This window comes from Mycolicibacterium austroafricanum (genome assembly GCF_902705885.1).
Classification (GTDB): Bacteria; Actinomycetota; Actinomycetes; order Mycobacteriales; family Mycobacteriaceae; genus Mycobacterium; species Mycobacterium vanbaalenii_A.
Window position 1 is genome coordinate 35,028 of record NZ_CACSIP010000018.1, and the last position, 26,227, is coordinate 61,254.

Annotated in this window: 19 protein-coding genes; 8 read left to right on the forward strand and 11 right to left on the reverse strand. The window is 65.9% G+C overall.

The genetic code is table 11. From position 1 onward, the window contains the following. Positions 1-96: 96 nt before the first annotated feature. From katG to BEMPMBAN_RS13555, 6 genes are all read right to left on the reverse strand, one after another. Positions 97-2,355: a catalase/peroxidase HPI gene (gene katG / locus BEMPMBAN_RS13530; protein ID WP_159230898.1), complete on the reverse strand. Its 2,259-nt coding sequence runs from the start codon at positions 2,353-2,355 to the stop codon at positions 97-99. A gap of 30 nt (positions 2,356-2,385) precedes the next feature. Next, complete coding sequence (locus BEMPMBAN_RS13535) at positions 2,386-2,841, reverse strand: Fur family transcriptional regulator (RefSeq protein WP_159230899.1); 456 nt, start codon at positions 2,839-2,841, stop codon at positions 2,386-2,388. A gap of 110 nt (positions 2,842-2,951) precedes the next feature. Further along, positions 2,952-4,271: an acyltransferase family protein gene (locus tag BEMPMBAN_RS13540; protein WP_159230900.1), complete on the reverse strand. Its 1,320-nt coding sequence runs from the start codon at positions 4,269-4,271 to the stop codon at positions 2,952-2,954. Between the two features lie 73 nt (positions 4,272-4,344). Then, positions 4,345-5,304 carry a DUF7159 family protein gene (locus BEMPMBAN_RS13545; protein WP_159230901.1) on the reverse strand — a complete coding sequence of 320 codons (960 nt, stop codon included), beginning with the start codon at positions 5,302-5,304 and terminating at the stop codon, positions 4,345-4,347. Positions 5,305-5,429: 125 nt separating this feature from the next. Next, a complete protein-coding gene (locus BEMPMBAN_RS13550; protein WP_159230902.1) occupies positions 5,430-7,682 on the reverse strand; it encodes an NADP-dependent isocitrate dehydrogenase in 2,253 nt (750 codons plus the stop codon). A 136-nt stretch (positions 7,683-7,818) separates the two neighbouring features. Further along, positions 7,819-8,220: a DUF4267 domain-containing protein gene (locus BEMPMBAN_RS13555; RefSeq protein ID WP_159230903.1), complete on the reverse strand. Its 402-nt coding sequence runs from the start codon at positions 8,218-8,220 to the stop codon at positions 7,819-7,821. 131 nt (positions 8,221-8,351) lie between these two features. On the opposite strand from BEMPMBAN_RS13555, the gene BEMPMBAN_RS13560 reads away from it, so the two are divergent. Then, on the forward strand, positions 8,352-9,032 hold the full coding sequence (locus BEMPMBAN_RS13560; RefSeq protein WP_425294974.1) for a VldE C-terminal domain-containing protein: 681 nt from the start codon (positions 8,352-8,354) through the stop codon (positions 9,030-9,032). A 12-nt stretch (positions 9,033-9,044) separates the two neighbouring features. Here BEMPMBAN_RS13560 and BEMPMBAN_RS13565 read toward each other — a convergent pair whose 3' ends face one another. Beyond that, positions 9,045-11,123: an alkaline phosphatase family protein gene (locus BEMPMBAN_RS13565; RefSeq protein ID WP_159230905.1), complete on the reverse strand. Its 2,079-nt coding sequence runs from the start codon at positions 11,121-11,123 to the stop codon at positions 9,045-9,047. A gap of 351 nt (positions 11,124-11,474) precedes the next feature. Between BEMPMBAN_RS13565 and BEMPMBAN_RS13570 the strand changes: the two genes are divergently transcribed. From BEMPMBAN_RS13570 to BEMPMBAN_RS33160, 5 genes are all read left to right on the forward strand, one after another. Beyond that, a complete protein-coding gene (locus BEMPMBAN_RS13570; protein ID WP_159230906.1) occupies positions 11,475-13,760 on the forward strand; it encodes an EAL domain-containing protein in 2,286 nt (761 codons plus the stop codon). 131 nt (positions 13,761-13,891) lie between these two features. Beyond that, positions 13,892-15,619: an amidohydrolase gene (locus tag BEMPMBAN_RS13575; RefSeq protein ID WP_159230907.1), complete on the forward strand. Its 1,728-nt coding sequence runs from the start codon at positions 13,892-13,894 to the stop codon at positions 15,617-15,619. A 27-nt stretch (positions 15,620-15,646) separates the two neighbouring features. After that, positions 15,647-17,239, forward strand: coding sequence for an MFS transporter (locus BEMPMBAN_RS13580; protein ID WP_159230908.1), 1,593 nt, complete (start codon positions 15,647-15,649; stop codon positions 17,237-17,239). A gap of 201 nt (positions 17,240-17,440) precedes the next feature. Continuing rightward, positions 17,441-18,274, forward strand: coding sequence for a L,D-transpeptidase (locus tag BEMPMBAN_RS13585; RefSeq protein WP_159230955.1), 834 nt, complete (start codon positions 17,441-17,443; stop codon positions 18,272-18,274). Positions 18,275-18,805: 531 nt separating this feature from the next. Then, on the forward strand, positions 18,806-19,330 hold the full coding sequence (locus tag BEMPMBAN_RS33160; RefSeq protein ID WP_159230909.1) for a hypothetical protein: 525 nt from the start codon (positions 18,806-18,808) through the stop codon (positions 19,328-19,330). A gap of 256 nt (positions 19,331-19,586) precedes the next feature. On the opposite strand, the gene BEMPMBAN_RS13595 is transcribed toward BEMPMBAN_RS33160, so the two are convergent. Then, positions 19,587-20,060 (reverse strand): CAP domain-containing protein, encoded by a 474-nt coding sequence (locus BEMPMBAN_RS13595; protein ID WP_159230956.1) that lies wholly within the window; start codon positions 20,058-20,060, stop codon positions 19,587-19,589. A gap of 299 nt (positions 20,061-20,359) precedes the next feature. On the opposite strand from BEMPMBAN_RS13595, the gene htpG reads away from it, so the two are divergent. Together htpG and BEMPMBAN_RS13605 are read left to right on the forward strand one after the other, a co-directional pair. Then, entirely contained in the window at positions 20,360-22,282 is a 1,923-nt protein-coding gene (gene htpG, locus BEMPMBAN_RS13600) for a molecular chaperone HtpG (protein WP_159230910.1), read from the forward strand. 125 nt (positions 22,283-22,407) lie between these two features. After that, positions 22,408-23,073: a GNAT family N-acetyltransferase gene (locus BEMPMBAN_RS13605; RefSeq protein WP_159230911.1), complete on the forward strand. Its 666-nt coding sequence runs from the start codon at positions 22,408-22,410 to the stop codon at positions 23,071-23,073. Between the two features lie 98 nt (positions 23,074-23,171). On the opposite strand, the gene BEMPMBAN_RS13610 is transcribed toward BEMPMBAN_RS13605, so the two are convergent. The 3 genes from BEMPMBAN_RS13610 to BEMPMBAN_RS13620 all read right to left on the reverse strand — a co-directional run bounded on the left by BEMPMBAN_RS13610 (position 23,172) and on the right by BEMPMBAN_RS13620 (position 25,931). Next, complete coding sequence (locus BEMPMBAN_RS13610; RefSeq protein ID WP_159230912.1) at positions 23,172-24,479, reverse strand: NtaA/DmoA family FMN-dependent monooxygenase; 1,308 nt, start codon at positions 24,477-24,479, stop codon at positions 23,172-23,174. A gap of 397 nt (positions 24,480-24,876) precedes the next feature. Then, the gene (locus BEMPMBAN_RS13615) at positions 24,877-25,263 is read right to left on the reverse strand and encodes a hypothetical protein (RefSeq protein WP_159230913.1); all 387 of its coding nucleotides are present in this window, start codon (positions 25,261-25,263) and stop codon (positions 24,877-24,879) included. 38 nt (positions 25,264-25,301) lie between these two features. Beyond that, complete coding sequence (locus BEMPMBAN_RS13620) at positions 25,302-25,931, reverse strand: nucleotidyltransferase domain-containing protein (protein WP_159230914.1); 630 nt, start codon at positions 25,929-25,931, stop codon at positions 25,302-25,304. Positions 25,932-26,227: the final 296 nt, after the last annotated feature.

Below are 26,227 nucleotides of genomic sequence, written 5' to 3' on the forward strand. Positions count from 1 at the left end.
GAAGGGCGGCGACACATGTGGCACGCGGCAGGGCGCCGCCCCCTACCGCACATCGCGCACGGTAGAGGGCGGGCTACAGCCGGGGGCTGTTCCGGCTCAACGCAAATCGAAGCGATCGGCGTTCATCACCTTGACCCAGGCCGCCACGAAGTCGGCCACGAACTTGTCCGTGTTGTCGGCCTGCGCGTAGACCTCGGCCATCGCCCGCAACACCGAGTTGGAACCGAAGACCAGGTCGTTGGCGGTGGCCGTCCACTTGGGCTGGCCGGTGGCACGGTCGACGCCGTCGTAAACGTTCTCCGTGGCCTTCGACGGCTTCCACTCCGTGTTCATGTCGAGCAGGTTGACGAAGAAGTCGTTGCTCAACGTGCCCGGCTTCTCGGTGAACACACCGTGCTTGGACCCGCCGTGGTTGGCTCCCAGCGCACGCAGACCGCCGATGAGCACCGTCAACTCCGGGGCGGTGAGATCGAGCATGTACGCCTTCTCCACCAGGAGCTGTTCCAGCGGCGCCTTCTCGCCGGGCCGGACGAAGTTGCGGAAGCCGTCGGCACGCGGTTCGAGCACCGCGAACGACTCCGCATCGGTGTTCTCCTGCGTGGTGTCGGTGCGCCCGGGCGCGAACGGCACCTCGATCTGGTGCCCGGCGTCCTTGGCAGCCTTCTCCACCGCCGCTGATCCGGCCAGCACGATGAGATCGGCCAGCGACACCTTCTTGTCACCGGAACCGTTGAAGTCCTGCTGGATCTTCTCCAGAACGGGCAGCACCTTGTCGAGTTCGGACGGCTCGTTGGCCTCCCAGTTGCGCTGCGGCTCCAGCCGCAGCCGGGCCCCGTTGGCACCGCCGCGCTTGTCGGTCCCGCGGAAACTCGACGCCGCCGCCCAGGCCGTCTTGACCAGTTGAGGCACCGACAGACCGGCCTCGAGCACCTTGGCCTTCAACGTGGCGATGTCCTGCTCGTCGACGACGTCGTGGTCGACAGCGGGCACCGGGTCCTGCCACAGCTGCGGCTCCGGGACCCACGGGCCGAGGTAGCGGCTGACCGGACCCATGTCGCGGTGCAGCAGCTTGTACCAGGCCCTGGCGAACGCCTCGTTCATCTCCTCGGGGTGGTCGAGCCAGCGCCGGGTGATCTCACCGTAGATTGGATCGACACGCATCGAGACGTCGGTGACGAGCATCGTGGGCTTGCGCGGTGGGCCGCCGAACGGGTCGGGAATGGTGGCCTCGGCGTCCTTCGCCTCGAATTGCCAGGCACCGGTCGGGCTCTTGGTCAGCTCCCACTCGTTGCCGTAGAGGATCTCCAGGTAACCGTTGCTCCACTGCGTCGGTGTGCCGGTCCAGACGACTTCGAGACCGCTGGTGATGGTGTCGCCGGCCTTGCCGGAACCGAACGGACACTTCCAGCCCAGGCCCTGCTCCTCGATCGGAGCGCCCTCGGGCTCGGGCCCCATGCCGTCGTCCGGTCCGGCGCCGTGGGTCTTGCCGAGGGTGTGGCCGCCGACGATCAGCGCGGCGGTCTCCTCGTCGTTCATCGCCATCCGCCCGAACGTCTCACGGATGTCGTGGGCGGCGGCCAGCGGATCCGGCTTGCCTTCAGGCCCTTCGGGATTGACGTAGATCAGGCCCATGGTCGTCGCCCCGAACGGCTCGGCCAGTTCCCGTTCACCGCTGTAGCGCTTGTCGGTGCCCAGCCAGGTGTCCTCCTGGCCCCACAGGACCTCCTCCGGCTCCCAGATGTCCTCCCGGCCGAACGCGAAGCCGAAGGTCTTGAAGCCCGCGGACTCCAGCGCGGCGTTTCCGGCGTAGGCGATCAGGTCTGCCCAGGAGATCTTGTTGCCGTACTTCTGCTTGATCGGCCACAGCAGCCGGCGCGCCTTGTCCAGGTTCGCGTTGTCCGGCCAGCTGTTGAGCGGGGCGAAGCGCTGGCTGCCCTGACCGGCGCCGCCGCGGCCGTCGAAGATCCGGTAGGTGCCGGCGGCGTGCCAGCTCATCCGGATGAACAGGCCGGCGTAGCTGCCGTAGTCGGCGGGCCACCAGTCCTGCGACTCGGTCATCAGCGCGATCATGTCGGCTTTGAACGCCTCGAGGTCGAGCTTCTTGAACTCCTCGGCGTAGTCGAAGTCCTCGCCGAGCGGGTTGCTCTTGGCCGACTGACGGTGCAGCACCGACACATCGACCTGTTCGGGCCACCAGTCCTGATTTCGTAACGGGGCATGGGCCTTCGGCTTGGGCGAATCGATCGCCGGGTTCTCGCTCTCGCTGTTGCTGGCGGTGCCGCTATCGGGCTGGGGTGGGCGGCTGTCGGACGTATCGGAGGACGACGTATCGGAGGACACTGTGTTTCCCTTCATTTCCAATTCGTGCGGGTGATGGGGCTGTGATCACGGGTGTGATCGGGACACATGGGAGGGCGAGCAGTCGGCGCAGAGCCCCCAGTAGATGACCTCGGCTTCGTCGACGTCGAAACCTTCCAGCAGACCTAGGTCATCTGACGGCGTCAGGCACGGCGCCTCGCCGACCGCGCAGTCGACGTCGGCGATGAGTCCGCAGGATCTGCAGACGATGTGGTGGTGGTTGTCACCGACCCGGGACTCGTAGCGGGCCAATGATCCCGCGGGCTGGATCCGGCGCACCAGACCAGCAGCGGTGAGGGCGTTCAGGGCGTCGTACACGGTCTGCCGCGAGATATCCGGAACTTGTTGCCGCGCAGCATCGATGATGGCGTCGGTGTCCGCGTGCGGATGCCGCTCCACCGCGTGCATCACCGCCATCCGGGGGCGGGTGACGCGCAGCGCGGCTGACTTCAGAGCGTCTGCGTAGTCGGGATGCTCGGCCATCGCCCACAATCTTGGCGGGTTTTCTGGACGGGATCAAGTATTGCGCCGAAAAAAGTTGTGGCGATGAGCGGTAGTGGGTTCGAACTCGCCCGCCAATTGGCAAGCAACGCCTACGACTTGGTGATTCGCCGCGGAGAACGGCAATCCGCGATGTGCCCGAGACGCCGGTCGCTGGCCGAGCCGGCGCCCGCACAGACCCTGGCACCGGCCGCGGCGGCGGCGAAGCAGCCGAGAGCCGTCCACCCCGGCACCCCGCTCAGACCGAACTTCGCCATCATCACCAGCGCGACACCGGCAGTGCAGATCAGCACACCGGCGGCGGCGGCACGGGCGCCGATGGCTGCTGCCGGGGCGTCCCACCACGGCAGCCGGCGGTGCTCCAGCGGTGCGAGCAGCTGGAACAGCACACCCATGACCACCGCGAACACCAGCGCCCGTACCGCGAGCAGGCTCCAGAAGTCCGGAGCCGCCACGTCATAGGCGTCCAGTCCGACGGCGTGCAGGCTGAAGGCCGCGATCGCGATCGCGGGGATGTGCCACAGGTACAGCGTCATCGCTCCCCCGTTGCCGACCGCGACAACCCGCCATACCCGCGGCCGTTCGGCCCACCGCTGCAGCGCGCCGGCCACCAGGACGAACGCGAACGACATCCAGGTGCAGTGCAGCGCGAGCAGCAGCGTGGGCGGCGCGGTGTTGGAAATCCGTTCCACCCCGGTGACGACCAGCGAGACCTCGTAGGGTCCGGCCGTGACGAGTGCCACCTGCACCGCGAACGCCGAGACCGCGACCGCGAAGGCGGCCGGCACAGCGATCAGCCGACGCGCGTAAGCGACCCCGACCAGCACCGGTATCAGCCAGACGATGACGAAGTTCGTGACCCCGGCCTGGGGCGCGTCGACGGCGAAACGAATGCGGTCGGTCGCTGCCGCGGCCGCGAGAAGGACCACCAGCACGATCGCGACGGAGCCGCCGGTCCGCAGCCGGGTCAGCACCGGAACGAAGGCCAGCGCGACGAGGTACACGCCGAGGAACCACAACAGCGCCACGCTCTCCCGGCCGAGGGCCCGGGCGGAGTCGGCGCCCAGCGTGAGACGCACGGCGAGCAGACCGACCGACCACGCCGCCAGGTACCAGAACAGGGGGCGGCACAGCCGCTGCGCACGGGTGAACAACCAGGTGCCCCACGGTGTGCCGGCGTGATAGCCGTAGGCTCCGGCCGCACCACCGGCCAGAAAGAACAACGGCATGACCTGGACGACCCAGGTGGCTGGGGCCACGGCGGGAACCGCGCCGATCAGGTTGCCGATCCGAACACCGCTGCCGTCGATGGTGGCCAACAGCAGTGCGCAGTGCCCGAACATCACGACCACCAGCGCGGCCAGCCTGGCGACGTCGACGGCGCGATCGCGACTGGGTGGGTTCAGTACCATGCGGCAAGCATGCCTGGCCGCATGGCGCGGCGGATGAGTAGAACTACCACATTCCGCGCGGGTGCTCCTCAGCTCAGGGCAGAGCGCCGAAGAGGCTCGACAGCACGGGCGGCAGCGGCGGTGGTGGCGCCAGATTGTTGAGCGGCTGGGGCACGGCCGCGACAGGCGCCGCCTGCGCCGGACCGACGACCGGGCGCACGTCGGGCAGGTGCGGGACGCCACCGGCGGCCGGGACCGTCGCCTGCACGGCTGCGGTGGCCGTCGCCGGCGACGTCGGATCGGCCAACACTTCGGTCGCGACCTGGGGTGCCGCGACAACCTCGGGCTGGACCTCGGCGGTGGCCGGCTGCCACGCCGCTACCGGGTCAGGAGTTGCGGACGGCACCGGGACCGTCGCCGGCGCAGCGGGCTGCGGGGCGGCGGCCTGCGGGGTGGCGGCCACAGGTGCTGGTGCGGCCGGCGCCGGACGGATCGGAGGGGCCGGCAGTTCGGGCTGTGGCGGGGTGGCTTCGGCGGCGGTGTTGACGGGCGGGTCGGACGGCGACATGGCGACAAACGCCGACACCCCCACCCCGACCAGTGCCACCGCGCAGGCTGCGGCCGCCGCCCGGATCGGGACACGTGCGGCCAGTCGCCGCAGCACGTTTCGGCCTTCGTCGGTGTGGCCATCCGCGCGGGCGGCGCCGTAGGCCAGCGCCAGGTGCGGGGCGAGGTGGCGGGCGGTCTTGTTCCGGCCTTCGCGGGCGGCGTCCTCGGACACACTCTCGACGACCTCGAAGCCGAACAACCGCAGCTTGGTCCTGAGCCGGATGCCGTGCTGACGGGCATCGTCGCTCCAGGTCATCCGGACACCCTCGACGTCGTACTCGGTTTGCACGTCAAACGCCTGCACGCTGCGGGCCGTCGCCCTGGCAATCTCTTCCACGGAGTCGAGATTGACCACCTCTTCGGCCAGGATCTGGCCGTTGACGGTATCGACGAGCACCCATACCGCACTCGACGCGGTCAGTGACACACCAAGTACCAGACGCATAGCTACTCCCCAGACGTCGACTGCCGTTATTTGCTCTCTATCGGCAAGTCTTCGACGGATGTTACGCGCGTCACAAAGAAATTTCGGCGGCGTGTCCCAAACATGGGATTGCCGGCCGGCTGCGATCAGCCCCGCGAGGTCGTCAGAGTCTCGTTGAGGGTCTTGCTGGGGCGCATCACCGACGTGGTCTTCTCCCGGTCCGGGTAGTAGTAGCCGCCGATGTCGGCGGGCTTGCCCTGGGCCTCGTTGAGTTCGGCCACGATGGTGTCCTCGTTGTCGGACAGGGCTTTGGCGAGCGGGGCGAAGTGCTCGGCCATCTCCTTGTCCTCCGTCTGCTCGGCGAGCTCCTGCGCCCAGTACATGGCCAGGTAGAACTGGCTGCCGCGGTTGTCCAGCTCGCCGGTCTTGCGCGACGGGCCCTTGTCGTTGTCCAACAACGTGCCGGTCGCGGCCTCCAGCGTCGTGGCCAGCAATTTGGCCTTTTCGTTGCCGAACTTGTCGCCGAGATCCTCCAGGCTGGCGCCCAGGGCGAGGAACTCACCGAGCGAGTCCCACCGCAGGTGGTTCTCCTCCTGGAGCTGGTGGACGTGCTTGGGCGCCGAGCCCCCGGCGCCGGTCTCGTAGAGGCCGCCGCCGGCCATCAACGGCACGATCGACAGCATCTTCGCACTGGTGCCCAGCTCCAGGATCGGAAACAGGTCGGTCAGGTAGTCGCGCAGGATGTTGCCGGTCGCGGCGATGGTGTCCTGCCCGCGGATCACCCGCTCGATCGTGTACCGCATGGCCCACACCTGCGGCATGATCTGGATGGTCAGGCCCTCGGTGTCGTGGTCCTTGAGGTAGGCCTTGACCTTCTTGCGCAACTCGGCCTCGTGCGGACGCTCGGTGTCCAGCCAGAACACCACCGGCATGCCGGAAAGACGGGCCCGATTGACGGCCAGCTTCACCCAGTCGCGGATCGGCGCGTCCTTGACGATCGGCATCCGCCAGATGTCTCCGGCCTCGACGTTCTGAGTCAGCAGCACCTCGCCGGTGTCGATGTCGACGATGTTGGCGACGCCGTCCTCGGGAATCTCGAACGTCTTGTCGTGAGAGCCGTACTCTTCGGCCTTCTGCGCCATCAGGCCGACGTTGGGCACGGTGCCCATGGTCGTCGGGTCGAACTGGCCGTGGGTCTTACAGAAGTTGATGATCTCCTGGTAGATGCGGGAGAAAGTGGACTCCGGGTTGACGGCCTTGGTGTCCTTGGTCCTCCCGTCGGCGCCGTACATCTTGCCGCCGAGTCTGATCATCGCGGGCATCGACGCGTCGACGATGACATCGCTGGGTGAGTGGAAGTTGCTGATGCCACGGGCGGAATCCACCATGGCCAGTTCGGGCCGGTGCTCGTGACAGGCGTGCAGATCCCGGATGATCTCCTCGTGCAACGACGCCGGTAGCGACTCGATCTTGCTGTAGAGATCGGACAGCCCGTTGTTGACGTTGACACCCAATTCGTCGAACAGCTTCTGGTGCTTGGCGAACGCGTCTTTGTAGAAGACCTTCACCGCATGCCCGAAGACGATGGGGTGGCTGACCTTCATCATCGTCGCCTTGACGTGCAGCGAGAACATCACGCCGGTCTTGTAGGCGTCTTCCATTTCGGCTTCGTAGAATTCGCAGAGCGCTTTTTTGCTCATGAACATGCTGTCGATGACATCGCCCTCGTCCAGCGACACCTCGGGCTTGAGCACGACCGTCTCACCGGCGCCCCCTGATTTTGGACTGGTCTCCAGCACCATCTTGACCTTGCGCGCCTTGTCCAGGGTCAGCGACTTCTCGCCGTGGTAGAAGTCGCCGTGCTTCATGGTCGCCACATGGGTGCGGGAGGCCTGGGACCATTCGCCCATGCTGTGCGGGTGCTTCCGGGCGTACTCCTTGACCGCCTTGGGTGCCCGGCGGTCCGAGTTGCCTTCCCGCAACACCGGATTCACCGCGCTACCGAGTGTCTTGGCGTAGCGCTCCTTGATGACCTTTTCCTCGTCGGACTTCGGCTCTCCTGGATAGTCGGGCAGGTCGTAGCCCTTGGCCTTCAACTCTTTGATGGCGGCCAGGAGCTGAGGTACCGAGGCGCTGATGTTCGGCAGCTTGATGATGTTGGTGTCCGGCAGCTGGGTCATCTCGCCCAGCTCGGCCAGGTTGTTCGGCACCCGCTGTTCTTCGGTCAGGTAGTCGGAGAACTCGGCGAGGATGCGCGCCGCAACGGAGATGTCGGTCGTCTTGACGTCGATGCCGACGGCGTCGGCGAAGGTCCGGATGATCGGCAGAAAGGCGTAGGTCGCAAGCAGCGGCGCCTCGTCGGTCAGCGTGTAGATGATGGTCGGCTGCTCGGCGCTCATGTGGTGTTTTCTCCCGGCGTCAGTACGGTCTGGTTCGAAGGCTTTTCCGCGTCAGTCACTGTGATCTGTGAGTGGGTACCAACGTAGCGCAGCGGCCTTGCCGACGGCGTCGTCGGGAGCGGCTTCGGAACAGCGCTCAGCGAGCGTCGGCACCGACGGATGGCTGGGCAGGTCGACGCCGGGTCGCGCCCCACAGGCCGACTCCGATTCCGACGACCGCGCCACCGAGACCGATGAGCTGTTGGCCGCGGGTCAGCCCGTCGTGCACCCGGGCGCCGCCGAGCAGATCGGCGGCATCGGCGCCGCCGGAGGCCAGGAACCAGCCCCGCGTGTCCTTGCCCCGCAGTGCCGCCGTGGCCAGCAGCCCCCCGATCAGAGCGTCGCGGTAGCCCATCGAGTGCAGCAGCAATTGGCCCGACGGCGTCGGCTGCTCCGAGTCACCCCAGAGGCGGTTCGCCCGCAACGGGTCGACGAGAAACGAGATCCCTGAGGCCAGGCGGATGCTGCCCGCGACGAGCGCGGCACGGTCGATCGACATGATGGGCAGCCTAGATTTCCGCAGTCCTCCTCACGTCGATTTCGGGTTCTGCGCACCGGCAGCACCTGAACAAGTGTGCGTCGTCGGCAAAAGATGGCGGTGATTGCCACACGCGTCGCACGCGACACTCTATGGTGCTGTCTGTGGGCAGAAATCTGTTAGCCAACGGCCGAGGCCGATGGTTGGCGATCGCCGCCTCACTGGTCATCTCGGTCGCCATGATCTCCGCCCAGGGCTCCGACCCCGCGTGCTGTGCGGAGAACCCGGCCGCACCCGCGGCCAGTCCGCAACCCGAGCCCGCCCCGGGCCCGTCCCCCACTGCTCCCGCCGCCGCCGAACTCATGGCGGCCAGCGCCCCGGTCGACGCCCGGGTTTTCGACCTCGCGTTACCTGCCGGTGTGACGCCCGAGGGGGGTTTGCAGGTCAAGACCATCTGGGCGGCCCGCGCGATCAGCATGATGTTTCCCGAGATCACCACCATCGGCGGGTTCCGGCAGGACCCACTCAAGTGGCACCCCAACGGTTTGGCGATCGACGTGATGATCCCGAACCACGGCACCGAAGAGGGCATCGAGTTGGGCAACCAGATCGCCGGGCTGGCGCTGGCCAACGCGCGGCGCTGGGGAGTGCTCCACGTGATCTGGCGCCAGGGTTACTACCCCGGCATCGGCGCCCCCAGTTGGACCGCGGACTACGGCTCGGAAACCTTGAACCATTTCGACCACGTCCACATCGCGACCAACGGCGGCGGCTACCCGACCGGCCAGGAGAAGTACTACATCGGTTCGATGGAGCCCAAGCCGCCGTACTGATTCGGGTCGATGTCAGGCCGACACCGCGTCACCGCACCACAGCGGTTGAGTCGACCCCGGCGAGCCGCCGCAGACCATGAGCGCCTGCAACACGGTGGCCTCCTCCGGCGTGGAGGGGAACGACGGCGGCGCCGGCGGCCACAGCGGGAAGATGCTCGCGCCGGTTACCCCCGTCAGCCGGGCCACGATCTGCGCCACCACGTTCGTCGCCACATAAACGAGATCGCCGATGAACTGCACCGGCACGATCGCCAGCGCGGCGAGCGGGCTGATCAGGAAGATGTCCTGGTCGGCGATGCCCTGCAGCGCGGAGGTGAGGCCGATGGTGATCTCGTCGACGAAATACGGCACCGATGCGAAGACGGTGCGCACGCCGAGCGCGATCTGGGTGCCGATGTCGGGATAGCCGTACGTGCCGATGGCGTCCTGAAGCACCTCCCGCAAAGCGTCGCCGTCGACCGGAACGAAGTCGCCGTCACCGAGATCGGGCAGCGGGACACCGTCGGAATAGGGGGCCGGGGCCCCACCGAACAGCGTCACCACGGTGGGGGTGACATCGACGATCTCGTACTTCAGGTTGACGGCGCCGGCGGTGAAGAGGTCCGGGTTCTCCGCGATGACGAAAGTCGCTGTCTCATCCGGGGATTGGAATCCGTGCCCCACCCCCTGCTGCGGTTGGTGACCGTGGTCGGTCACCATGATCACGGTCCACTGCTCGCCGGTGAGGGCCTCCCAGTCGTTCACCGCCTGCAGAATCTCGCCGAGGTTGCGGTCGAAGTTGTTGAGCGCCTCCGCGTACTGGGGCGAGGCCCCGCCGTAGAGGTGTCCGTTCTCGTCGACGCCGACGAAGTAGCTGAACACGAAATTCGGGGTGTTCTCGTCGGCGGCGGCGATCGCGGCCTCGGTGGCATCGCCGACCGCATCATCGGTGAGCAACCAGTTGGTGTCCCCCGGTATCTGGGAGACGTTGACGATGGTGTCCGCAGGGGCGGAACCGGCGCCCGCGATGGCGGAGATGACGTTCCAGTTGGCGATGGCCGTGGTCTGGATACCCGGGTTGAGCGTCTCGAGTTGGTTGAACACGGTCGGCCAGTTGTCGTAGGTCCACGGGGTGAAGATGTTGTTGATCACCCCGGTCTTCTCTCCCCAGGCACCGGTCAGGATGGACGACCAGGAGGGGTTGGAGATGGTGGTGTGCCCGGCGATGCTCGCCGGCGCCGTGGTGCCGTCCTGGATCAGGCCGAAGAAGTTCGAGTTGGTGGGGTCGTCGAGGACCCTGCTCAGGTTGGCTCCGTCCACACCGATCAGAAGGACATTGGGCGACGGGTCAGCGAACAACGTAACCGCCTGCGGCATAGCCACATTCGAGGTGCGGCGCAGCTTGTTGCGTTCCAGTTCGTCACGTACCGCGGCCAGTACGGTCATCGCTGCCGTGGTGTGGAGCGGCGCGTCGGGGACCGGCTCCGGTTGCGGGTGCTGCGTCGGTGAGACCACGACGGAGGCCACTTGCACCACCGTGGGGCTCGGCTCCGGCGCCGGTGCAGGCTCTGCCGCCACGGCAGGTGCGACAGCGACGGGGTGCGACTCCGACGCCGTCTGGGTCGACGCGGCAGGTTCTCCGGCGTCCACGACAACCGGTTCCTGCTCCGGTTCGCCGGAAACTTCCACAACGCTGACGTCCTCGGCGACCACTGACCGGCGGGAGGTCTGGCGATCGCTCAGCGCGTCCTCAGCGCCCGCGTCCTCAGCGGCCGCGTCGTCGCGGTCCGCCTCGTCTTCGTCGGTAGCTGTGGTGGCCTCGTCGTCGGTCCGGTCCTCGTCGGAGGCGGCGCTGCTGCCATCAGCGTCCGAGTCGGATGTGGACTCCTGCGCCGAGGACTCCGAGTCGCTGCGATCGGTCCTGGCGGCCGACCGCTTCTCGCGACCGGCCGAGTCATCCGTCGACGAGGAGGCGCTCGTCGAGGAGGGCTCGCTCGTGGCCGAGGAGCTCGACGGTTCGGCGTAGGCGACGCCCGGGGAGGCAAGGGCCACCCCGACCCCCAGCGTGATCGCCAAAGCTCCGACACGACCGATGTGCCTGGCGTAGCCCATGGGGATTCCTTTCGGTGATCATCCGCAGCCCTCGCACGTCGGCGTTTCGCCACCCCGAGAATGTGCTGCGCCGTAAATTACGCCTCGGCGTGGCAGGAGGACCCGCGAATCGCCGACTTCGTCATGGAACCGCGCTTGCCGACTCGTCGCTGTGAGCATGCGGCCGCGAGTTCGCCAGCACCTGCCGGCTGCCAGGCCGGCCGCGGATAACACCAGCTCGTGCCAGGGAAAAATTTCTCAGGCGCCGAAATTACCTTCCGATGGCCGGTTGCGCCTATATTTGCCAGAACGCTCGGAGCTTGAGCAGCAAGACATGGGAGCACTGTGGGCATTGGCCGACATCCGCCTCGGGTGAGGCCGTCGATTGCGGCCCCGCTGGGGCTGGCCGTCGTACTGGCGGTATTGCTCGCCGTCGGCGACGGCGCACCATGGACCCCGGTCGTTTCCGACTTCGCGGCGCTTGGTCTGTCCAGCTACGCCACCGTCTGCGCCTACTTGGCGGCGCGGTCGGCAGGAGGCCATAGCCGTGCCGCGTGGATCACGATGGCGGCGGCGCTGGGAGCCTGGGCGATCGGCGACCTGATCTGGGCGCTGAGCGAGTACGTGCTGCACACCAACTCGTTCCCGTCCCCGGCGGACTTCTTCTATCTGTTGTTTCCGGTGCTGGCCGCTCTGGCGATGGCTCAATTCGCCGGGCGGCACCAGTCGCGACCGCGCATCGTGCTCGACGGTGCGACGGTGGCGCTGTGCCTGTTCCTGCTGGCATGGATTCTCGCGCTGAAGGACGTCTACGAAACCTACCGCGACGACGGCGTCGCCCTGGGACTCGCGTTGGTCTACCCCGCGGCCGACGTGGTGGCCGTATCGGTCGCCATCGCGGTCACCGTCCGCGCCGATGCGCGCCAACGGGTGATGCTCTATCTCCTCGCCGGCGCGCTCGGACTCGGGCTCGTCACCGACAGCGCATTCGCCTACCTGGTAGCCAACAACCACTACGTGTCGGGCACGCTCATCGACATCGGCTGGGCCGCAGTGCTGGTCATGATCGCCGCCGCGGCCCGCCTCAGCGGCAAGGCCCGACCGCCCACCTCGGTGACGACGGTGTCCGTCCCGTCCAATTCGTCACTGTGGCTGCCGTACGTTCCGCTGCTGCTGGCGGGCACGGTGGGACCGGCCATCGTCATGACAGGGCTGGAGCGGGTCATCGTTCCGTTCATCGTCGTGACCGTGTGCGCGCGCCAGATGGTGACGGCGTGGGAGAACCGGCGATTGCTGGTGGCGGTGGCCGAGCAGGCCTTGAAGGATCCGCTGACCGGGCTGGCCAATCAGACGTTGTTCAACGATCGGCTCGCGCACGCGATGATGCTGCGATTGCGCGACAATCGTTCGGTCGCGGTGGTGTCACTGGACCTGGACGACTTCAAGTTGGTCAACGACAGCCTGGGCCATCCGACCGCGGACAGTCTGCTGGTACATGCCGGCCAGCGCATCACCGAGTGCGTGCGCCCAGGTGACACGGTGGCCCGAGTCGGCGGCGATGAGTTCTCCGTGCTTCTGGAAAGCGAGGTCGACGATTCACATCTGCTCGCTCAGCAGATGATCGAAGCGTTCAACAAGCCGTTTGTCGTCGACGGCCAGAACCTGTTGATGCGGCCGAGCGTCGGGGTCGCGGTGGCCCCCGCCGACGAGCCGGACCTGGCACCGGACGCGCTGATCAAACGCGCTGATATCGCGATGTACACCGCAAAGCGGTCCCGTTCGTCGCGGGTGCACACCTTCACCGCGGACATGGCCATGATCGATCCGGCCGCGTTGTCCTGGGCCGGCGACGATGCAGTTCACACCCCCGGTGAGGGCGCGGCCCAGGTGCGGTTGCTCGGCGAGTTGCGCCGGGCGGTCGACACCGGCCGGCTCAACGTGTTGTACCAGCCGAAGTACAGCTTGAGCACAGGCCGCGTCGTCGGAGTCGAGGCGCTGCTGCGGTGGCCGCATCCGGAGCTGGGGACGCTGCGCCCTGATGCGTTCATGTCGCTGGTGCGCCAACACGGCTTGATGCGACCGGTGACCGATCTGGTGCTCGACCGGGTCCTCGATGACGCGGCGCGATGGATTGCGGATGGCGCACAGATGCCTGTCGCGGTGAATCTGTTCGCGCCGTTTCTTCATGACACCCGGCTGCCCGGGGTCCTCCGGAACGGAATGCTAAGGCGCGGATTGGCCGCTGAGTTGCTCACCGTGGAGATCACCGAGGATCTGGTGCTGACCGAGCTCAACGTGGTGACCACGGTGTTGCGCCAGCTCCGGCAGGAGGGAATACGGGTGGCGATCGACGATTTCGGCAGCGGTTACTCAGCGCTGTCCTATCTGCGTGACCTGACCGTCGATGAGATTAAGATGGACCGTCGCTTCATTGCGTCGGTGACGACCGACAGTCGCGCCGCGGCGGTGGTTCGGGCAGTGATCGAGCTCGCCCATGCCCTGGACAGCACGGTGGTGGCCGAAGGCATCGAGGACGCGGTGACGGCGGCCTGGCTGCGGGAACAAGGCTGCGATATCGGGCAGGGGTTTTACTTCGGCAAACCCATCGACGCCGCCGGCGTGCCCGACCTGATCACTGTTGCCGCACAGTCGAATTGACAGAACGCACCGAACATCCGCGGCAGCCGACGCTCGCGCTTCCAGGGGGTGGAGTGCAGTGCATGGCATTCGACCCCGCCGGGATGCCTCGCTGAGGCAGGATTGGGTGGATTGGGTGGGAGGAGTTTCCGGTGGGTGCACACACGATTCTGCAGGCCGCCTTGGTCATCACCATGAACCCCACCCAGCCGCGCGCCGAGGCGGTGGTCGTCGACGCAGAAACCGGGACCCTCGCTGCGGTCGGCTCGCTTTCGCAGTGCCGGGCCTACGCACCCGACGCCCCGGTGACCGACCTCGGCTCAGCCGTCCTGATGCCCGGTTTCATCCAGGCGCACGACCATCCGGTGCCTGCGGCGGTGCTCTGCGAGCAGCCGGCACAGTGGATCGCGCCGTTCGTCGGATTTCCCACCTGGGCCGATGTCGAGGTGCTCTTCGACCGGCTCCGCCGTCAGACACCGACTGGTCACCCCCTGCTGTTCAACGGCCTCGACCGGCTGCTGCTCTCCATCCCGATGCCCGACCGCGCGAGCCTGGACAAGTACTTCCCCGACCACCCGGTGCTCATCTTCGACATCACCGGCCACGCGCTGTACTTCAACTCCCGCGCCACCGCACTGTTCGGCTGGACCAACGCCACCCCACCGCCGGACACCCCCGACGCGCGGTGGAGCCGCCGGCCGGACGGCAGTTCCGGCGGGGTCGGCTACGAGACGCAGGCGACCCTGATGGCGCTCGGCGCCTTCCTGCCCGGCGTCGTCCCGTCGCCGCTGACGAATCTCGGTGCCTGGTATTCAACGTTGGCGCGCAACGGCTTCACCGCTGTCGGCGACCTGGGATTCATCAGCAAGCTGCGGGCGCCGATGGAACAGTTGGCGGCACTGCCCGGCTGCCCGGTGCGCTATTCGCTCTACCAGACCACCTACGACCCCGGGGCCGACGCGGGGCTGGACTTCGGTGAACTCTCCGGCATGATCCGCCGGGTCGGCTACAAGATCTGGATGGACGGCAGCCCGTCGATCGGCACGGCAGCCATCAGCGTGCCGTACCTGGACTCGGCGCGCGCCCGCATCGCCGATGTCCCGGTCGGCACTGCACCCGGCTTGTCGGTGCTGAACTACACTCCCGACCAATTCCTCAGTCTGATCGGTCAATTCGTCGACAAAGACCTCCAGATCGCCACCCACATCAACGGCGACGCCGGCATCGACGTGGTGTTGGACGGCTACCAGCAGGCGCTGGCGGCCCATGGGCTCACCGGAACCGACCATCGCTGGCGGCTCGAACATTTCTCCACACCCAGTCGCCAACAGTGCGCGCGCGCCGGCGAACTGGGCATCACCGCCTCGATGTCGCCGTTTCAGTCTCTGTATTGGGGTGATCTGTACGACGGGGTCATCTTCGAACCATCGTATGGGGCCCGCTGGCAGCCCTACCGGGACGCCTACGACGGCGGGGTGCGGCCCACCTTCCACAACGACGGGTACCTCTCGCCGCCGTTGCCGTGGCTCAACATTCAGAACGCGGTCACCCGGCGCAGCGCCTCAGGTGCTGTGCACGGCCCCGAGCAGGCGCTGTCGCTGCACGAGGCTCTGGAAGCGCACACCACCAATGCGGCCTGGCAGCAGAAGCGCGACCACGAGATCGGGTCGATCGAGGTGGGCAAGCTGGCCGACCTCGTCGCGCTCAACACCGATCCGTACACGGTTGACCCGGCTCGACTGCAGGAAACGATGCAGGTTCTCGGCACCTGGCTGTCCGGTCGCAGGGTCGACCTTGATGGCTTCATGGAGTCGGTGAAGGAGGTGGCACACCGCTTCGATCAGGCCCTGGTCGGTGGCGTGCGGCCACATCAGTGTTGAGGTCGGACCTTCTCGTGGGGGAAGTAGATGAGCATTGATCAGATCGACCCAACGGCAAGCGGCATGGACGAGGCGGTTCCGAAGGGCAAGATCTACCTGCTTGGGCTGTTGGGCGGGCTCCAGATGCTCGATCCGACGGTCGCGAACACCTCCATGGTCGAAGCAGGCAGAGAGTTGGGCTTCACCGCCGCCGAGCGGGCGCTGGGCGCCAGCGTCTCGACACTCGCGTTGGCAGCCACGGTTCTTGCTGCCGGCCTCGCGGCCGATCGGCTCGGCCGCCGCCGCGTCCTGATCGGAGCCGCCCTGCTCGCGGCCGTCGGCAACATGATCGTCGCAGCCGCGCCGGCTGCCGAGGTCTACCTAGCAGGCCGCGCTATCGCGGGTATTGGGCTGGGAGCGACCCTTGCGGCGACGTTCGCCTACGTCCGCTTTGTCACTCCGGGCCCGAAAATCAGTGCTGCACTGGGCCTGTGGTCGGCCGTGATGATCAGCATGATCATCGTGGGGTTACCGATCGGCGGCGCACTCGCTGCCGGGTCTTGGCGCTTGGCGATGCTGTTGGTGCCAGCGGTCCTCATCGCGCTGGTCGTTCTGGTCCCGCGTGTCCTGCCGATCATGCCTCGGTCGGGCGACGGGCCGGTCGACTATGCCGGCCTGGTGCTAATCGGAGCTTCGACGGTGCTGTTGCTCTACGGACTGAGCCAGGCCGCGACCTCGCCCACATCGCTTCGGTTCTACGGCCCGGTGAGTGCGGGTATCGTCGGTTACGCCGTGTTCGGCATTGTCGAGATCCGGAGCAGATTCCCGGCGTTTCCCGTCAAGTTGTTCACCAACGGGATCTTCGTAGCCGCGGTCGTCGCCGGCGTGGCGTGGAACTTCACCGAAGCGGTCGTCATGCTCTCGACGAGCAACCTGTGGCAGTACACAAAGTCGGCGTCACCACTGGAGGTGACAGTTCTGCAAGCTCCGTTGCTGGTGATTCTGCTCGTGGCATCGATTCTGGTCGGCAACTACCTGTCAAAACACAGTGACAGACTGCGCCAGATCCTCGGGTTGGGTTTCACCGCCTGTGTGCTCGGATTCCTATTGATGGCTGCCGCCAAACAAAGCTCACCGGCGTGGGTCGTGGTACCCGGCGTCGCCGTTGTCGGCGCCGGACTGGCGTTGATCTCCGTCCCACAGTCGGTGATGTTCGTCTCGCAGGCGCCGGCGAGGTACTTCGGCCCGGTGACGTCCTTCCGCACGACGGTCGGGCAGATCGGCTACGCGATGGGCTTGACCCTGAGTGTGGTGCTGGTCGAGGGATTTGGCCATGCGCGCTTCGCCGGGAACCTCCAAAGGGCCGGGCTTGCCACCCCGTCGCAGGTCGCCGCCGGAATCGACGACGTTCGGTCATTCGCCCGCGATCAGGTGGAACCCACCACAGCCGCCGGGAAGGCAGCCGTCGAAGCCGCCGAGAAGGCCTACACCCAGGGCTTCGATGCCACGATGGTGCTCTGTGCCGCCTTCATCGCGCTGATGGGTGTCGTCACGGTATTCATGATCGACGCGGGCGGCACCATCAAGCGCTTGAGGCGTCGGATTCGTCCGGCATCGGGCGATACGCACGGCGCGCCGTAGGAAGTTACCGGGCGGGCGCGTTCTCGCAGGTCGCAAGGGAACCGAGCCTGCCATCGCAGGCACGTCGACAATCACGATAGCGGCGCGACCGATGCAGAAGCGTGAGGAACTCTTGACCAAAACGAAGGCGCGCAAAAACTTTCGCGCACTATCGTTGGACCCATACTGACGATGCTGCAAATTCGAAGGATGCGGAGTGCCATGCGCGTGGCTGTTCGGAGTGCGCTTGTCGCGTGCATAGCGGCGGCGAGTGCGGTTGTCGGCCCGTCGGATATCAGTGAAGCGGCGAGTTGGACGCCGCAACTCGATATCGCATCCGTGCTCCCGGCAGAGGGCGCGGTCGTGGGTGTCGCACATCCCGTGGTGATCACGTTCGACAGCGCGGTGGTCAATCGGCGCGCCGCCGAAAAGGCGGTGAAGGTCACCTCTGAGCCGCCGATGACCGGCAAGCTCGAGTGGGTTGAAAACAATGTTGCACAATGGGTCCCAGACTCTTTCTGGCCGGCGCACAGCACGGTGAAACTCACGCTGGGCAGCAATCTGCCCACCAGAAACTTCGATACCGGCCCGGCTGTCATCGGCGTCGCCGACCTCTCGAATCACACGTTCACCGTGACGATCGACGGTCAACCGCCGTCAGGGCTGCCGGCGCCACACCATCGGCCCAACTGGGGGCAGAATGGGGTGTTCCCAGCTTCCATGGGCCGTCCGGAATATCCGACACCCGTAGGCATCTACTCCGTTCTGGCCAAGGAACGCGACGTAGTGATGGATTCGAGCAGCGTGGGCATTCCGATCGACTCGCCCGACGGTTATCTCCTGGACGTGGAGTACGCCGTCAGGTTCACGCAGCGCGGCCTGTTCGTGCATTCAGCTCCGTGGGCTGTCAATCAGATGGGTTATGAGAACGGCAGCCACGGCTGTATCGGACTCAGTACCGAGGATGCGAAGTGGTACCTCGACACCGTCAACGTGGGAGACCCAATCATCGTGCGGGAGAACGGCCTCGAGGTGCCGCGGACGGTGTCGAGCTAGAGCCCGGGCGCCCTTGGCGCCCTCCGTGGCCTTCCCGGACAATCACGGGCAGAGGATACGGCAATGCACAATCTGAGCACGATCTGACGGTCTCCGCCGTCCGCGGGCGGCGCTGCTACATGTTGAACCGGCTTGTGATGGCCCCGCATGCAATGTCCTTGCGGCCGTCCGTCTTCGCAGGATGGTTCAGCTCGTCGCGCCGTGGCGCGTCATTCCGGTCCCGGTTCTTCGCTGATCCCGCACAAGCGTGACCACTGACCCGATCCGGTCGGGTAGCGGTCCCGACCATCTATCCCGTGGATCGCCGTGTTGTGGTTGCCCGAACAGCAATTCGAGCGCACGCGACTTCTGGACAGGAGGTTGGCCCACCTCCTGTCCGAGATGCACTGACAGCCCGCCCCCGCAAAGGGGACGGGCTGTCAGCGATGATCTCAGCTACCGCTTGCTGGGCCTGGCGGGAGGGGCTGACCGGGAACTGGTGCTCCACTCGGCGCCGGACCTGTCAGGTCCCCCTTTCCAGCGAGACCGCCCATGCTGGTCATCGGGAGGCCGCCGGCCGCCCCGGCCGCAGGCACCAGTGGCGCCGCTGCCGGCGGGATGACCGGCGGCGGAACCAGAGGCGGCACCACCGGGGGTGGCGCCAACGGCGGAACCACCGGCGGAACGGGCGGCGGCGCCAATGGTGGAACCACCGGCGGAATCGGTGGCGGCGCCAACGGCGGAACCACCGGCGGAATTACCGGTGGTGGCGCCACGGGCGGTGGCAACGGACCGGGCAGGGCCATTGGGACACCGGACATCTCAGAGAGCGGCGCGCACGCAACAGCACCCGCAGCGGCGGGAACCTCGCCCGCAGAGGTCTCCAGGCACTCATACCCGCCGGCTTGGGCAACACCGGGGCTCAACGCCAGGGCGATACTGCACAGCCCGGCACCGACAGCAGCCACTCTGATGCTCAGTCGATCAAAGACCGCCATCAACCACCAACTCCTTCATTCACAGTCAGACATCTCCGCTCCAACCGGTGCAGCAGAACGTCTGCCATACCAAGCCTGAGGCCGCCCTCAGAACGACAGCGTCAATTTAGCGACCCACGCGATAGTGGCGGAACACGCCGCACCCGGCCGTTTCCGAACAGTGACGTTCGGTATGAGTCGGTACCGGTTCGTGTCGGAAATCCTTTGAAAAAGAGACGATTTCGAGATTGACGTGTTGTCGATTCTCAGTCCGCCCGCGCTACAGTCCCCGACATGTCCGGTGTCGGATCTGCCCGCGGCCGACGCGTGGGTCCGGAAGGCGGCGCGCTCGGACGCTAGGGACCCGCGAAGTCACCGACTGCGGTCATTGTGGCGCCGTCCCACGCCGTGGCGATACCGCCCGCGGTGAATCCGCAGTTCAAGATGATGGCTCGGTGTCCCGGACTGCCCATCCAGAAGTCGAGCGCCGCGTCCGCAGTCGCAGCAGACCCGGTGGCCCAGAAGACGATCTCCCCCGTCTTGCCGGCACCGCCGTAGCCCGCATCCGCCATCCGAGCCCGCGCTGACGAGCCGTCCGTACCGACGTGGCTGTAGTTCTTGTTGGTCAGCATGTCGTTGGCGTGCCGCTGCGCCGCCGCGGTCAGGCGCGCGTCCTGACCGATCGTCCCGCACGGCTGGCGAAGCTGGTTCACGCCGGCGTACAGGCCGGTGGCCACGTCGTCGGCATGCGCGGTGAAACCAGCAGTGGCGCAGACAGCCGCTGTGAAGACAGTGCATGTCGCAAGAATGCCCACGACCTTGGCCTTCATCATGTTGTCGCCTTTTGCCGCGCCACCAGTTACCACTACTGTTTTCGCAACGTTACGGCAGTTCGTTACACGAACGAGATCGAAATGTGTCAGTGATGTCGTTGTGGGTCTCGTGATTGTGCTCCGCTGAAGCCCCAAGCCCTCCGTCACAGGCCCGCCGCACACTTGTAACGAGGGCTTTCGCGCTCTCCGCGCGAGCAGGACTCAACGGTGAGCGTGTTCAGTCACGGCAACGCGCTGCGTATTATCTGCCCGGGTACCCCGCCCTTGAGGGCTGTATTGAGAAACGGAATCATCCTATGAACGCGCATGTCGAACAGTTGGAGTTTCAGGCCGAGGCACGCCAACTGCTAGATCTGATGGTCCACTCGATCTACTCCAACAAGGATTCGTTCCTGCGGGAGCTGATCTCGAACGCCTCCGATGCCCTGGACAAGTTGCGCATCGAAGCGTTCCGGGACAAGGATCTTGACGTCGACACCACCGACCTGCACATCAAGATCGAGGTGGACACGGACGCACGCACGCTGACTGTTCGCGACAACGGCATCGGCATGACGCGCGCCGAGGTCGTGGATCTCATCGGCACCCTCGCCAAGTCAGGCACCGCCGAGCTGCGCGAGCAGTTGCGCGCGGCCCGCAACGCGGCCGCCTCCCAGGAACTGATCGGCCAGTTCGGCATCGGGTTCTATTCGACCTTCATGGCGGCCGACAAGGTTGAACTGCTCACCCGAAAGGCCGGCGAGAGCGCCGCCACCCGCTGGGAGTCCAGCGGCGAGGGCACCTACACCATCGCGTCCGTCGACGACGCCCCGCAGGGCACGGCGGTGACGCTGCACCTCAAGCCCGCCGACGCCGAAGACGAACTCCACGACTACACCTCGCAGGCGAAGATCAAGGACCTGGTCAAGAAGTACTCCGACTTCATCGCCTGGCCCATCCGGATGGACGTCGAGCGACGTAGACCGCCTGAAAATGAAGGTGGCGACGAGGTCGTCACCACCGAAACCGAGACACTCAACTCGATGAAGGCGCTGTGGGCCAGGCCCACAGACGAAGTCTCCGACGAGGAGTACCAGGAGTTCTACAAGCACATCGCCCACGCCTGGGACGAACCGCTCGAGATCATCCCGATGAAGGCCGAGGGCACCTTCGAGTACCAGGCCCTGCTCTTCATCCCCTCACACGCCCCGTTCGACCTGTTCAACCGCGACACCACCGGGATACAGCTGTATGTCAAACGCGTCTTCATCATGGACGACTGCGACCAGCTCATGCCTGATTACCTGCGCTTCATCAAGGGCGTCGTCGATGCACAGGACATGTCGCTCAACGTTTCCCGCGAAATCCTGCAGCAAGACCGGCAGGTCAAGGCGATCCGCCGGCGGCTGACGAAAAAGGTTCTTTCAACGGTCAAGGATCTACAGTCCGAACGGCCGGAGGACTACCGCGCGCTGTGGGCCCAGTTCGGTCGGGTGCTCAAAGAGGGCCTGTTGTCGGACTTCGACAACCAGGACACGCTGCTGCGCATCTGCTCGTTCGCCTCGACTCGCAGCGAGGAGCAAACCGCCACCCTCGCCGAGTACGTCGAGCGGATGAAGGACGGCCAGAAGCAGATCTTCTACGCCACCGGTGAATCGCGTCAGCAACTCCTGAAGTCGCCACACCTGGAGGCGTTCAAGGCCAAGGGCTACGAGGTGCTGCTGCTGACCGACCCGGTTGACGAGGTCTGGGTGGGAACGATATCCGAGTTCGACGGCAAGCCACTTCAATCGGTGGCCAGGGGTGAGGTCGACCTCGATTCGGAGGAGGAAACCAACACGGCCGAGCGCGAGGAGCAGGAGAAAGAGTTCGCCGGCCTGTTGACCTGGTTGCAGCAGACCTTGGCTGATCACGTCAAGGAGGTGCGGCTGTCGACCCGCCTGACCGAGTCACCGGCATGCCTGGTCACCGACACCTTCGGCATCACGCCAGCCCTCGCGCGTATCTACCAAGCCTCCGGACAGGAGGTTCCGGTCGGGAAGCGCACTCTCGAGCTCAATCCGAATCATCCACTTGTCACCGGCTTGCGCCGCGCCCATGACGACCGGGGTGAGGAGCCCGCGCTCATCGAAACCGCCGAATTGCTCTATGGTACCGCCCTTCTCGCCGAAGGAGGCACTCCCGACGATCCGGCGAAGTTCGCTGCCCTGCTCGCAGAACGGCTGGCCCGAACAGTGTGACGCTGGCTGCTCGCCCACGTGCTGACCTGGTCGACCAGTGTTGGCGGGCAGTGTGCGCGCAGAACGCGGCCACCTCGTCGACCAGGCCTGAGGCGTCAGCAGTCGGACGGAACTAGGCTGACCTCATGACCGATCAGGACCAGGCGGCCGCCCGCCGTGAAATCGCCGGCGCGTTGCTCTCCGCGCTCAATCGTCGCCATGAGGTGCTCGATGTGATCGTGGAGGCCGAGGACAGAGCCACCGCGGTGGCGGCCATCGCCACGTTGTTGGACACGTCGGCGCGGGGTGCCGAGGCAGTCATGACCATGGCGTTCGATCAACTGACGAAGGATTCTCGCCGCAAGATCGCCGCAGAACTCGACGACCTCAACAGTCAGCTGACGTTCATGCTGAACGAGCGACCGGCGAGTTCGGATGAGAGCTTGACCCTGCGCCCCTTCGCCGGTGATCCCGACCGGGACATCTTCGGTGCCAGATTGGACGAGGTCGGTGCTGCGGGAGACGGATCCGGTCAGCCCGCCCAACCGCTCGACGACGAAATCCGCCTCGCGGAGCGCCGCATCGGCCAGGAAGACGCCGCCTGGTTCGTTGCCGTGGTGGCGACGGAGAAAGTCGGGATGGTGTTCGGTGAGCTCGAGCAGGGCGAGGTGAACGTCAGGGTCTGGATACACCCGGACCATCGGAAGAAGGGCTACGGCACCGCCGCGCTCCGGCGGTCACGCTCGGAGATGGCGAGGAACTTTCCCGCCGTGCCGATGGTCGTGCGAGCACAGGGCTCCAACCCGACGTAGCCCGACGAGTCAGAGCTGGTTGAGGCGATGCACAACCCGGTTCCCACATCATCTGCCCGCGCCGGAAACCAGCAAGGATTGGGTGGGGTCGGTCGGGTTCAGAACGCCCGCAGGTTGTCCCGCAACAGGGTGTGAGAATAGCTCGTCCGGGTCAGGCCCCTCGCCTGCAGCGCCGGCACCAGCCCGTCGCAGATCTCGATGATCCTGTGACGCGTCAGCGAGCCGCCATCCCCTGGGAACAGGAAGCCGTCGCCGCCGACCTCCTCCATCGCCGCCGCCATGATGTCGGCGACCTGGTCCGGCGTACCGACGGCCTCGAAGGAGCTGGCGCCGCCTGCCGATCGGGCCTGGATGCACTGGCGCAGCGTCTTGCCGGTTCCCCACTGGGCGAACCCAGCGAGTGATCCCTGTTCGCCCCGCGTGACGAAGTACGGGACCGGCTCATCAAGATCCATCTTGGTGAAGTCCGCGTAGAAGTTGGAGCTCAACGCCTTCAGACGTGCCGGGATCTCGTCCTCGCTCATCGGCTTGACCTTGGCTCGTGCCTCCGCCTCGGTCTCGCCGAGGATCGGGGAGAACAGGAACATCACCTTCACGTCATCAGGATCGCGCCCAGCGGCGGCGGCCTGCGTGCGGATGTCCGCGCGGTACTCCTTCATCCCTTCGATTCCAGTCGCCCAGGCGATGATCGCGTCAGCGTGCTTGGCGGCGAAGGCCCGCCCCGCGGGGGACCCCCCGGCTTGCAGGTAGACGGGGCGCCCCTGCGGGGAGCGGACGCACGTCAGGGGCCCCCGCGACTTGAAGTGCTTGCCGACGAAGTCGACGTCATGGACCTTACCGGGATCGATGTAGATCCCCTTCTCGCGATCGCGCACGATCGCCCCCGGTTCCCAGCTGTCGCACAGGGCGTTCACGAGTTCCACGAACTCGTCGGCGATCTCATAGCGCAAATCGTGTTCCGGCATCTCATCGAGGCCGTAGTTCTGGGCCGCTTCGTCCTTGGCGCTGGTGACCACGTTCCAGCCGAAGCGCCCACTCGTGAGCGAGTCCATTGTGGACGCCAGGCGCGCCAACGCATACGGGTGGTAGAACGTCGTGGACATCGTCGCGACGATGCCCAGTTGCCGGGTCAGCGCGCCGACCTTCGCGGCCAGCGGCACCGGATCCTGTTTCGGACAGGAGTCTCCGTTCTCCAGGGCGCGAGCCGTGGTGCCTTCCAGACCGCGCGGGATCCCGACGGTGTCTTCCAGCATCAGGAAGTCGAAGCAGGCCCGCTCGAGCGCCTGGGCCAACTCGACGTAGAAGTCACCTGTGAACGGAACCCCCTCCGACAGCGTGTACGGAGTCTTCCACTCGTTGGCCTGGAAGGTCTGGAACCATCCGAGGTGGAACGGTTTTGCTGGCATCTGTCCTCATCAACGATGTTGAACTGTCAGCGAAATCCAATCGCGGCACCGTGTCCATCATGTTTCTCCCGCGTCTCGCTCGAATTAGGCTGGTAGGTCGCGAATCGAGTCACAGGTCCCAGGCCACAGATCGCCGGATGGTCTTGGTTCGCACACGGCCAGTGGCCAAACAAAAACCCGCTCTGACACCGGCCAGAACGGGGTTTCGTGCGTTGGGTTGGCAGGATTTGAACCTGCGACCACCTGCTAGATCTGTTTTTCCTTGGCACCGTCGGCGTCCGCTACGGGGCACTCAGAGTCGGCACTCAAGCAAGGAGTATTTGCGCGCCGCTCCCCCGGAATCGCGACCGCAGCTGGCGCCGGTGTACACGTGGGCTGCTCGCTGTTCGGGATGGCATCAGTGTCCGGAAGCCACTACTCGTCGGGCCGACTCGACCAGGTGCTCCGCCGCGCGGTTCATCTTCTTCAACTCAGCTGAGGTCAGGTCCTGATGCGTATAGGCGGCCTTGTTCTTCAAATTCAACAGCGTGTTCAAGTGTCGTTCGGACCCGCTGTCCGCCCGCTTAAGCAGAGCGAGCGCCTCGTGATGCTTGCCGGTGTTCGAGTGCGTTCCGAGGCGGACGCAGCAGATCACGTCCGAGGCGGCGATGCCGGCATCGACATATAGATCACCAGCGGCGTTGGGCAGTTCCTCTCCCAGATGATCAGCGGCAGCGAAGAACTCGTTCGCCTTGGGCATACGCCCCGCGGTGACCACGGCGTCGCAGTCGCGCCGTCCCGCCATCAGGATCTCCTCGCTGCCGGAGAGCTACCAATCGGGCGTCACTGCATGGTGAACCAGGCCCGTGTCCCCGCGACGGTCAGGCCTTGCTCGGCCACGTCACGAAGCAAGGGTTCATCGGCGGCGGCAGCGGCGGCAAGATCACGTTGGGTGTACTCGACGACGCGGGCGTCGTTGCCGGTCCACGCGGTGACCAGTCGGGCGAGTTCGGTCAGCCGCTGCTCCCACGGGTCTGGACTGTCGTCCTGAGCGTCGAGATCGGGTGGGCAGGCACGGACCAGAAACAGGTCGATGTCGCTGTCGAGGGTCATCCGGCCGGTCGCAGCGGACCCGAACACCGCGGCGTACTTCAGATCCTCGCCCCAACCCTCCAGGTGGGCCTCGAGTCGCTCCAAGAGGATGGCGGTGAGCCGTGAGAGCGCCATAATCGGCTCGGCTGCAAGATGTTCGGTGTTGAGTCGATAAGTGTTTGTCCTGCCTACCTGATCGTTGAGCACGACGCCCTGGGCGGTAAGCCGGGTGAGGACCTTGCGGATGCCTTCGCCCGACACCGTACTGAGGATGCGCTGGATCTGGGAGATCGTGAACGTGACATCAGCGCTTGCCAAGACGCCCAGGACGTCGCCGTCCAACGTTGGCGTCACCGTGGCGAACGGCTTATTCAACTGCATCTTGAGCACCTCGCGACTCGAACTAAAGTTAGAGTAACACAACTATAGTTGCACACAGTGTTTTGGGCGCCCAGAGCCCTGAACGTAGAGCGCGATGCTCGCGAGCGATTTGCCGGTGCACGTCATTACGGCCTGGCACGGACACGGTCCGGTCGTCTCCCTGGCGAATGCCGTGAGGGACCGACGGTGAGAATCGCTAGCACAATGCGTTTCACCATTCACATCCCTGAACTAGATGGGTCGGTACCGACTCTGCCTCGCCCACCTCTTCCGCAGGTCAGTTGAAGGCATTCACG